Annotated in this window: 13 protein-coding genes and 1 tRNA gene; 4 read left to right on the plus strand and 10 right to left on the minus strand. The window is 66.9% G+C overall.

The window, feature by feature from the left end; genetic code table 11:
• The 9 genes from V6M46_RS02555 to V6M46_RS02595 all read right to left on the minus strand — a co-directional run.
• A partial coding sequence (locus tag V6M46_RS02555; protein ID WP_332662197.1) for an ABC transporter ATP-binding protein occupies window positions 1-668 on the minus strand: 668 nt, incomplete at its 3' end.
• Window positions 669-962: 294 nt separating this feature from the next.
• Window positions 963-1,355, minus strand: coding sequence for a 50S ribosomal protein L7/L12 (gene rplL, locus V6M46_RS02560; RefSeq protein WP_332662198.1), 393 nt, complete (start codon window positions 1,353-1,355; stop codon window positions 963-965).
• A 55-nt stretch (window positions 1,356-1,410) separates the two neighbouring features.
• On the minus strand, window positions 1,411-2,076 hold the full coding sequence (gene rplJ / locus V6M46_RS02565; RefSeq protein WP_332662199.1) for a 50S ribosomal protein L10: 666 nt from the start codon (window positions 2,074-2,076) through the stop codon (window positions 1,411-1,413).
• A 245-nt stretch (window positions 2,077-2,321) separates the two neighbouring features.
• Window positions 2,322-3,140 carry an LppX_LprAFG lipoprotein gene (locus V6M46_RS02570; RefSeq protein WP_332662200.1) on the minus strand — a complete coding sequence of 273 codons (819 nt, stop codon included), beginning with the start codon at window positions 3,138-3,140 and terminating at the stop codon, window positions 2,322-2,324.
• 111 nt (window positions 3,141-3,251) lie between these two features.
• Window positions 3,252-3,965 carry a 50S ribosomal protein L1 gene (gene rplA, locus V6M46_RS02575; RefSeq protein WP_332662201.1) on the minus strand — a complete coding sequence of 238 codons (714 nt, stop codon included), beginning with the start codon at window positions 3,963-3,965 and terminating at the stop codon, window positions 3,252-3,254.
• 86 nt (window positions 3,966-4,051) lie between these two features.
• Window positions 4,052-4,480, minus strand: a complete 429-nt coding sequence (gene rplK, locus V6M46_RS02580) for a 50S ribosomal protein L11 (RefSeq protein WP_056209536.1) — start codon at window positions 4,478-4,480, stop codon at window positions 4,052-4,054.
• Window positions 4,481-4,587: 107 nt separating this feature from the next.
• Window positions 4,588-5,487 (minus strand): transcription termination/antitermination protein NusG, encoded by a 900-nt coding sequence (gene nusG / locus V6M46_RS02585; protein ID WP_332662202.1) that lies wholly within the window; start codon window positions 5,485-5,487, stop codon window positions 4,588-4,590.
• 16 nt (window positions 5,488-5,503) lie between these two features.
• Window positions 5,504-5,725, minus strand: coding sequence for a preprotein translocase subunit SecE (secE, locus tag V6M46_RS02590; RefSeq protein ID WP_332662203.1), 222 nt, complete (start codon window positions 5,723-5,725; stop codon window positions 5,504-5,506).
• A 32-nt stretch (window positions 5,726-5,757) separates the two neighbouring features.
• Window positions 5,758-5,830, minus strand: a tRNA-Trp gene (locus V6M46_RS02595).
• A gap of 157 nt (window positions 5,831-5,987) precedes the next feature.
• Here V6M46_RS02595 and V6M46_RS02600 point away from each other — a divergent pair.
• The 4 genes from V6M46_RS02600 to V6M46_RS02615 are packed head-to-tail and all read left to right on the plus strand — an operon-like array spanning window position 5,988 to window position 9,453.
• Window positions 5,988-7,391: an NAD-dependent malic enzyme gene (locus V6M46_RS02600; RefSeq protein WP_332662205.1), complete on the plus strand. Its 1,404-nt coding sequence runs from the start codon at window positions 5,988-5,990 to the stop codon at window positions 7,389-7,391.
• Window positions 7,392-7,449: 58 nt separating this feature from the next.
• Window positions 7,450-8,502, plus strand: a complete 1,053-nt coding sequence (locus V6M46_RS02605) for an adenosine deaminase (RefSeq protein ID WP_332662206.1) — start codon at window positions 7,450-7,452, stop codon at window positions 8,500-8,502.
• A 3-nt stretch (window positions 8,503-8,505) separates the two neighbouring features.
• Window positions 8,506-8,859 (plus strand): hypothetical protein, encoded by a 354-nt coding sequence (locus V6M46_RS02610; RefSeq protein ID WP_332662207.1) that lies wholly within the window; start codon window positions 8,506-8,508, stop codon window positions 8,857-8,859.
• Window positions 8,860-8,886: 27 nt separating this feature from the next.
• Complete coding sequence (locus tag V6M46_RS02615) at window positions 8,887-9,453, plus strand: DUF4190 domain-containing protein (protein WP_332662208.1); 567 nt, start codon at window positions 8,887-8,889, stop codon at window positions 9,451-9,453.
• 4 nt (window positions 9,454-9,457) lie between these two features.
• On the opposite strand, the gene V6M46_RS02620 is transcribed toward V6M46_RS02615, so the two are convergent.
• The coding region (locus V6M46_RS02620; protein ID WP_332662209.1) for a UDP-N-acetylmuramate dehydrogenase at window positions 9,458-9,983 on the minus strand (526 nt) is incomplete at its 5' end.

Genomic DNA, 9,983 nt, shown 5'->3' on the forward strand with positions numbered 1-9,983 from the left:
CCGAACATCGCCAGGTGGCGGTGGTAGAGCAGCCCGATGTTGTCGGGCACGGTGCGTGCGGTGTTGACGTCGTGCGTCACGATCAGGAATGTCGCATCGATCTGGGCGTTGAGGTCGATGAACAGCTGGTTGATGTAGGACGTGCGGACCGGGTCGAGACCCGAGTCGGGCTCATCGATCAGCAGGATCTCGGGATCGAGCACCAGGGCACGGGCCAGGCCGGCGCGCTTGCGCATACCGCCGGAGATCTCACCGGGCAGCTTGTTCTCGGCACCGACCAGGCCGGTCAGCTCCATCTTGTCCATCACGATCTGACGGATCTCGGACTCGGTCTTCTTGGTGTGCTCACGCAAGGGGAAGGCCACGTTGTCGAACAGGTCCATCGAGCCGAACATCGCGCCGTCCTGGAACAGCACGCCGAACAGCTTGCGGATCTCGTAGAGATCCTTCTCCGAGCAGTTCGCGATGTCGGTGCCCTCGATCCACACATGGCCCTCGTTGGGCTTGAGCAGACCGATCAACGTCTTCAGGAACACCGACTTGCCGGTGCCGGACGGGCCGAGCATGACGGAGATCTCACCGGCCGGAAGGGTCAGCGAGACGTCCTTCCAGATGAGTGAGCTGCCGAACTTCTTGGTCAGCCCCTCGACGACGACTTCAACGCCCACGGTCGGCCCCTCCTTGCTTGCCGTGGTCTGCCGACGATTGCCGGCCGAACTTTCTCATCCTAGGTCGTGTGACCGCGGACACAGAGAGTAACGAGAAATGACAACCGAGGTTACGCCTCTCGCGACGCTTCGTGACTCGCGGGTAACAACCGCGGGACCCGCTGAAACATACCCCAGGTAACTCTGAGTCACAACCGTGAGCCACGTCACCCCGAACAGACATCGCGTCACGTCCGGACAGACAAGAGCGCCCCTCCCGAAGGAGGGGCGCTCTCGAATGGATTCAGCGACGAGTCACTTGACGGTGACGCTGGCGCCGGCCGCCTCGAGGGCGTCCTTGGCCTTGTCGGCAGCTTCCTTGTTGGCCTTCTCGAGAACAGGCTTCGGGGCGCCCTCGACGAGGTCCTTGGCCTCCTTGAGACCGAGGCCCGTGATCGTACGGACTTCCTTGATGACCTGGATCTTCTTCTCGCCGGCACCCTCGAGGATGACGTCGAACTCGTCCTGCTCAGCGGCAGCCTCACCGCCGGCAGCAGCGCCACCAGCAGCAGGAGCGGCAGCCGCGGCAACCGGAGCGGCCGCGGTGACGTCGAACGTGTCCTCGAACTCCTTCACGAACTCCGAGAGCTCGATGAGGGTCATTTCCTTGAATGCATCCAGCAGATCGCCGGTGCTGAGCTTCGCCATGGTGGCGTCCTTCCGTTATTGAGACCCCGAGGGGGTCCCGATGTGAATCGGGCTTTCAGCCCTCGGTCGTCTCGGCGTCGGCAGACGCTTCGACAGGGGCGGCGTCGGCGGGTGCCTCGGCCGGAGTTTCTGCTTCCGCCGACTCGGCCGCGGGGGCCTCCTCGACAGGGGCAGCAGGCGCGGGGCCGGCTGCCAGAACCGACGGGTCGGCCTCGGCCTTCGCCTGCAGGGCACCCAGAACTCGGGCGGCCTGCGACAGCGGGGCGTTGAACAGCGACGCGGCGTTCGTCAGGCTGGCCTTCATGCCACCTGCGAGCTTGGCGAGGAGGACCTCGCGCGACTCGAGGTCGGCCAGCTTGTTGATCTCGTCAGCAGTGAGGATCTTCCCGTCGAGGAAGCCCCCCTTGATGATGAGTGGCGTGTTGGCCTTCGCGAAGTCACGCAGACCCTTGGCCGCCTCCACCGCATCGCCCTTGATGAAGGCGATGGCGGTCGGACCGACGAGGAGATCGGTGTCGATCTCCACTCCTGCGTCCTTGGCGGCGATCTTGGTCAGCGTGTTCTTGGCGACGGCATAGCTCACGTTCGCACCGAGAGTGCGCCGCAGTTCCTGCAGCTGCTTCACGGTGAGACCGCGGTAATCGGTGAGAACAGCGCCATTCGACTCGCGGAAGCTTTCCGCGAGCTCGGCGACGGCTGCTGTCTTTTCCGAGTTTGCCATGGGTCTCCTTCCAGCACATGGGTCCATCCGACGACTGCGATCCCATGTGCGTACACGGGCCCGACACGAAAAAACGTCCCGGCACAGGGCACGGGACGTTGAATGGACCAACATCTGCAGCCTGCGCGGGCCGCCCTTTCGGGCGCTTCGTGCGACTCTTGCGAGTCACCGACCAGCGGTCTTCGGTAGGTCCAGAGTAGGGCACGGCCGGACGGCGACCAAATCGCCGGCCGACCGTGCGGAGCTCAGGCGGCGGGTGTCGGCATTCCGCCGAGCTCGCTGAAGTCCTTGTCGGAGATCTCGCCGGCGGGCGGTGCCTTGATGTCGACCGGCTCGCCCCACTTGGAGTAGTCCATCGTCGACTTCGATCCGGCGAGCTCGAACTCCATACGGCGCAGCAAGTCGTCCGGGCCGACGTACATCGTGTAGACGATCGTCTTCGGGATCTGGCTGGCCGAAGCGGCCGGCAGGTCCTGGAAGGCCTTGATCTTGCTGGTGTCGACCGTGACGACATACGGCTGCGCCTTGACGCCGTCGATCGTCTTCGGCTCGCCCTTCTTCTCGAACGACGTCACCGCCTCCTGGAGCTGCTCCATCTGCTTGGCCGGGTCCATCTGGTCCATGATCTGGCCGTACTGCTGGGCGAACGGGTTGCTGTCGTCGGTCAGGTCGATCTTGAGGTACTTGCCCTCGGTGACCTGCCCCATGTTCATGTAGAACACCTGGTCCACCAGACGCATGTCGAACGTCATCGACGAGCCCATGTCCATCGTCATGGTCATGGCGGTGTCCTTGAGTGACGAGCCGACCTTGACGTCGCCCTGGGCCTTGACGGCCTGACCGCCCATACCGATCGTCATGTCGACGTGGGCTGACTTGGCCTTGACCTGCGAATCGGCGAGGACCTGGGAGAAGTTGGCCTCGGTGAGTGCGGTCTCCCCGCCCCCACCGGCCTTCGAGCCGGAGTCGTCGCCTGCGGAGTCCTTGTCGCCACAGGCGGACAGGGACAGGCCGGCGAGGAGCACGACGGCGACGAGCGCGGACAGCTTTCGAGAGATCGTCATGGCACGAGCATAGGAGGCTGACAACGTGTCGGAAAGTCCGGGGGCATGCGAAAAGCCCCCGGCTCGGCCGGGGGCTTTTCGTGGTGTCGTTCGGAGGCTCAGACGGTGAGCTCAGGCCTCGTCGACGCTGTATGCCTTGGTGCGGCTCGGATCGACCGGAACACCAGGACCGTTGGTCGTGGAGATCGTGATCTTCCTGACGTAGCGGCCCTTGGAGCTCGCGGGCTTGAGACGCAGAACCTCGTCGAGCGCGGCGCCGTAGTTCTCGGCGAGCTGCTCGGCGGTGAACGACGCCTTGCCGATCACGAAGTGCAGGTTGGCGTGGCGATCGACGCGGAACTCGATCTTGCCGCCCTGGATGTCCGACACGGCCTTGGCCACGTCGGTCGTGACGGTGCCCGTCTTGGGGTTGGGCATCAGGTTGCGCGGGCCGAGGACGCGGCCGAGGCGACCGACCTTGCCCATCATGTCCGGCGTCGCGACGACGGCGTCGAAGTCGAGCCAGCCCTCGTTGACCTTGTCGACGAGCTCGTCGGCACCGACGAAGTCGGCTCCAGCCTCACGTGCGGCGTCAGCGTTGGCGCCGGTGGCGAAGACCAGGACCCGTGAGGTCTTGCCCGTGCCGTGAGGGAGGTTGACGGTGCCGCGCACCATCTGGTCGGCCTTGCGGGGGTCGACGCCAAGACGCATGGAGACATCCACGGTCGAGTCGTACTTCTTGCTCCCCGACTCCTTGGCCAGCGTCGTGGCCTGGAGCGGCGTGTAGAGGCTGTCCTTGTCGATCTTGTCGGCAACCTGTCGGTATGCCTTGCTGTGCTGTGCCATCTCTGGTCTTCCTTCTGTATGAACCAGTTGTGGTCTGAACGGGCCCAGCGGGCCCTGCCACCTACTGCTTGATGAGTGTTGCTGTGTCAGTCCGTCGTGACGCCCATCGAGCGCGCAGTGCCCTCGACGATCTTCATGGCGGCGTCGATGTCGGTCGCGTTGAGGTCCGGCATCTTGGTCGTGGCGATCTCGCGGATCTGGTCCTTGGAGATCTTGCCGACCTTGTCCTTGTGCGGAACGGGCGAACCCTTCTGCAGACCGGCGGCCTTCTTGATCAGCTCAGCCGCGGGCGGCGTCTTGGTGATGAAGCTGAACGTGCGGTCCTCGTAGATCGTGATCTCGACCGGGACGACGTTGCCACGCATGGCTTCTGTGGCCGAGTTGTAGGCCTTGCAGAACTCCATGATGTTGACGCCGTGGGGGCCGAGCGCGGTGCCGACGGGCGGCGCCGGGTTGGCCATACCGGCCTGCAGCTGCACCTTGACGATGGCTGCGACTTTCTTCTTGGGAGGCATTTCTCGGGTCCTTTTGATGATGATTGTTGCTAATGGTTCGCTCGGGCTCAGTGGTCTCGATACGCCGCTCGTACCTCGCGGCTACTCGACCTGCGATCGCTGCGCGATCACACCTTCTGGATCTGGGTGAAGCTGAGCTCGACCGGGGTTTCGCGGCCGAAGATCTCCACGAGGGCCTTGACCCTCTGTGCGTCGATGTTGATCTCCGTGATGGTCGCGTGCAGCGTGGCGAACGGGCCATCGACGACCATGACGGAGTCGCCGACGGAGAAGTCGGTGAACTCGACCTTGGAGGCCTTCGCCTGCTGCTGATCGGGGGTGTCGGCCGCGGTTGCGACCTCTGCCTCCACTGCCGGGGCGAGCATGCTCTCGACCTCGGCAAGACTGAGGGGTACGGGCTGGTGGGAGTTGCCCACGAACCCGGTGACGGACGGCGTGTGGCGGACGACGCCCCACGACTCGTCGGTGAGGTCCATGCGGACCAGGACGTAGCCCGGGAGCACGGTGCGCTTGACGAGCTTGCGCTGGCCGTTCTTGATCTCGGCGACCTCTTCGGTCGGGACGACGACCTCGAAGATGTAGTCCTCGGCGTTGAGCGAGGTCACGCGGTTCTCGAGGTTGGACTTCACCCGCTTCTCCATGCCGGAGTAGGTGTGGACTACGTACCAGTCGCCGATCTGGTTGTGCAGGCGATCGCGGAACTCCTGGAGCGCATCGGCAACCGGCTCGTCGACGGCCGGAGCTGCTTCGTCGGTGGCCGCTTCGACAGCGTCCTCGGCGGCAACGTCGTCGGCCGGCTCGCCGTCGACCACAGCCTCGACCGGGGCGTCGGGAGCGATCGTCTCCTCGACGGGTTCGTCGACGACCGCCGCGTCCTCGGCCTCAGCCTCGGGTGCAGCAGGCGCGTCGATCCCGGCGCCGGCGTCGTCGGCCGGAGGGGTCGGCGACTCGAGCTCGGAGACCTCTTCGGTCTCTGAGCTTGTCGAAGGGTCGAAACCTTGAGTCACAGAAATCCTTTGGTTGCTACGCGAATATCCAGAAAGCGGCCTTGCCGAACCCGTAGTCGAGTCCAGCGACGATGGCCATCATGACGAGCACGAAGACGAGAACGACCCAGAAGTAGTTGATCACCTGGGGGCGAGTCGGCCAGACCACCTTGCGGAGCTCGGCGATCACCTGGCGGTAGAACGTGATCGGCGACGTGCGTTTGCCGGACGTGCCGGCCAGCTCGTGACGGTCGCTCACGGTACTCCTTCGTTCTTCGTTGTCATGTCTCGCAGGGCACGAGGGACTTGAACCCCCAACCTTCGGTTTTGGAGACCGATGCTCTGCCAGTTGAGCTAGTGCCCTCAGTCAATTCCTCTCCAGGGCCAAACCTGCTGAGGGCATGACGATCTAGAGTGAATATTCACCGGTGGGTCAAGTGTACGTGGTGCGGACTGCCCCCGTCGAACCGAGCCCGAGTGCCGGAGAACCTGAGCATTTCCTCATGTTTTAGAGTGGGTCCATGGCCACTGCTCCCAGCATCTCCTACTCCATCACGATCCGACTCGAGGTGCCGTCCGGCGGATCGGCGGTCAGTGAGCTCACGACGACCGTCGAACGTACCGGCGGCATCGTCACCGCGCTCGACGTCACGGCGTCCGGCGCCGAGGCCCTTCGGATCGACCTGACCTGTGCCGCGTCCGACACCGACCACGCCGCGCTGATCGTCTCGGCGCTCGAGGCGATCAGCGACGTCAAGGTCGAGAAGGTCTCCGACCGGACGTTCCTGATGCACCTCGGCGGCGTCATCGAGACCGCGACCAAGCACCCGCTGCGCAACCGCGACGACCTCTCGATGATCTACACGCCCGGCGTCGCCCGCATCTGCATGGCGATCGCGGCGGACAAGGAGGACGCCCGGCGCCTGACGGTCAAGCGCAACAGCGTCGCCGTCGTCAGCGACGGGTCGGCCGTGCTCGGGCTCGGCAACATCGGGCCTCACGCGGCGATGCCGGTCATGGAGGGCAAGGCGGCACTGTTCAAGGGCTTCGCCGACATCGATGCCTGGCCCATCTGCCTCGACACGCAGGACGTCGACCAGATCGTCGAGACCGTCGCCGCGATCTCCCCCGGCTTCGCCGGCATCAACCTCGAGGACATCTCGGCGCCCCGCTGCTTCGAGATCGAGGCCCGGCTGCGCGAGCGCCTCGACATCCCGGTCTTCCACGACGACCAGCACGGCACCGCGGTCGTCGTCCTCGCCGCGCTCCGCAACGCGCTCCTGGTCGTCGGCAAGGACATCGGCTCGGCCCGCATCGTGCTCGCCGGCGCCGGCGCGGCGGGCACGGCGGTCCTCAAGGTGCTGATGCACGCCGGCGTGAAGCACGTCGTGGTGTGCGACGTCGCAGGCGTCGTGCACGAGGGCCGCGAGGGCCTCGACGAGTCGCTGCAGTGGATCGCCGACAACACCAACGCCGACAAGCTCACCGGGACGCTGCGCGACGTGCTGCCCGGCGCCGACGTGTTCATCGGCGTGAGCGCCCCCAACCTGCTGAACGCCGAGGACGTCGAGTCGATGGCCGACGACTCGATCGTGTTTGCGCTGGCCAACCCCGATCCCGAGATCGACCCTGCCATCGCCCGCGAGCACGCCCGCGTCGTGGCGACGGGTCGCTCGGACTACCCCAACCAGATCAACAACGTCCTCGCCTTCCCCGGCATCTTCCGGGGACTGCTCGATGCCCAGAGCCACGGCATCGGGATGGACATCCTGCTCGCTGCCGCCGACGCGATCGCCGGCAGCGTCTCGGCCGACGAGCTCAACGCCAACTACATCGTGCCGAGCGTGTTCCACGCCGACGTGCACAAGCGCGTCGCTGCGGCGGTGCGCAAGGCGGCCGAGGCGGCCGACGGCAAGCACCACTGATCGGAGCCCCAAGGGTCGTACGCCGAGCTCGATCACGTGTACGTGTTGAATGGGGCCCGTGAGCGTCGCACCCGGGCTTGACCAGAGAAGGTCGCTCTCGGGGCTTCCCAAGGCTCACCTCCACCTGCACTTCACCGGCTCGATGCGGCACAGCACGCTGCTCGAGCTCGCCGAACGGGACGGCATACGCCTGCCCGCGTCGCTGAGCGAGGACTGGCCGCCGCAGCTCAGCACGGCCGACGAGAAGGGCTGGTTCCGGTTCCAGCGGCTGTACGACGTGGCGCGCTCCGTGCTCCGCACCGAGGGGGACGTGCGCCGGCTGATCTTCGAGGCCGCGCAGGACGATGCCGCCGACGGCTCGGCCTGGACCGAGATCCAGGTCGACCCGTCGGGCTACGCCGCACGGTTCGGCGGCATCACGGCGTTCACGGACCTGGTCATCGACGCCGTGCGCGACGCCTCGGAGCGCGCCGGCATCGGGATGGGCGTCGTCGTGGCGGCCAACCGCACTCGTCACCCCATGGACGCCCGTACGCTCGCCCGGCTGGCTGCGCAGTACGCCGGCCGCGGCGTGATCGGCTTCGGCCTCTCCAACGACGAGCGCCGTGGCGACACCACGGCGTTCGGGCCGGCGTTCGCGATCGCCGAGCGCGCGGGGCTCGCCCTGGTGCCCCACGGTGGCGAGCTGCGCGGCGCGGCCCACGTCACGCAGTGCCTCGACCACCTGCATCCCGACCGCCTCGGGCACGGCGTACGCGCGTCGGAGAGCGCAGCCGTGCTCGACCGCCTCGCCAGTGACGGTGTGGCGCTCGAGGTCTGCCCGACCTCGAACGTGTCGCTCGGCGTCTACAGCACGCTCGAGGAGGTGCCCGTCCGTACGTTGACCGCGGCCGGGATCGACGTGGCCCTCGGCGCGGACGACCCGCTGCTGTTCGGCTCGCGCCTGGCCGGCCAGTACGCCGTGCTGCGTGCCGCGCAGGACTTCACCGATGCCGAGCTCGCCGAACTCGCGCGAATGTCGATCCGCAGGTCGTACGCTCCTTCAGACACCGTGAGCGCGACGCTCACGGGCATCGAGGCCTGGTTGTCCACCAGCGGAGAGGGGAGCTGAGCCATGGCGACGCCCCATCCGTACCCGTACCCGTACGGGTACGCCCAGCAGCCCGTGCGGCTGCCGGCGCATCCGCGGGCCACGACGGCCCTGGTCCTGGGCATCGTCGGCGTCGCCGGCTTCTTCGTCCTGCTCCTGCCGATCCTCGTCTGCCCGTTGGCGTGGTACTTCGGAGCGGTCGCCGATCGCGAGGCCGAGCGTCAGCCCACCCGCTATCGGCGGGCCGGCGAGGCCAGAGCGGGCATGATCCTCGGCATCGTCGGCACGGCGATCCTCGGGGCCGCTCTCCTCATGCTGTTCGTGGTCGGCGCCCTCATGGTGATTGGCACCCACTACGACGCGGGATACGGCACCTGAGCCACTCGGCTGTGGAAGGGTGTTCCCATGAGCGACGACCAGCCCGGGAACCCGTCCGACCCGACGCCGCCGGCGGGCCAGCAGCCCCCGCCTCCCGGCTACCAACCTCCGCCTCCCGGCTACGGCCAGCAGCCGCCCCCCGGCTACGGCCAGCAGCCGCCTCCGGGGTATGGCCAGCAGCCGCCCAACTGGGGCAATGCCTATCCCCCGCCGCCGCAGTATCCGCCGCCGGGCTACGGGTATCCGCAGGTCCCCCAGCAGCCGCCCAAGCACCCGCAGGCCACGACCGCAATGGTCTTCGGCATCGTCAGCCTCGCGGGCCTCTTCGCCTGCGTCCTGCCGATCCTGCTCGCGCCGGTCGCCTGGATCCTCGGCGCCAAGGCCGTCAAGGAGATCGATGCCAACCCCGGCGCCTACTCCGGCCGAAGCGAGGCCAGCGCCGGCAAGATCATGGGCATCATCGGCACCTGCCTGCTGGTGCTCGTGCTCATCGGGGTGACGATCCTGATCGTCATCGGGGTCAATGGCGGCTTCGACGAAGACTCGTACGGCGACTCCTACTACTCCGACACGATCATCGGGAGCGTCGGCTGAGGGCTCAGAGCTCGCAGCCGACGAGCACGGGCTCGTTGACCAACGTGATGCCGTACGCCTTGCGCACGCCGTCGCGCACCTCGCGGGCGAGCTCGAGGAGCTCAGCAGTCGTGGCGCCGCCGCGATTGGTCAGCGCGAGGACGTGCTTGGAGGACAGGCCCACGCGTCCGCGGGTGTGACCCTTGGAGAAGCCCGCATGGTCGATCAGCCAGGCGGCGCTGGTCTTGACGGTGCCGTCGGGCTGCGGGAAGCGCGGGGCCTCTGCCGGCAGCACATCGGCCTGGTCGGGCGACAGCAGCGGATTGGTGAAGAACGAGCCGGCGCTCCACGTGTCGTGGTCAGCCGGGTCGAGCACCATGCCCTTGCCCCGCCGCAGCCCCAGCACAGCCTCGCGGACGTCTGCGGCCGGCGCGCGCTGGCCGATCTCGACGCCGAGGGTGCGAGCCAGCTCGGCGTACGCGATCGGGGCGCCGAGCTCGCCGAGCCGGAACTGGTAGGCCACCGACAGCACGAGCCAGCGCTGCGGCTCT

It is taken from the genome of Aeromicrobium sp., from assembly GCF_036676885.1.
In the GTDB taxonomy this organism is placed as follows: domain Bacteria; phylum Actinomycetota; class Actinomycetes; order Propionibacteriales; family Nocardioidaceae; genus Aeromicrobium.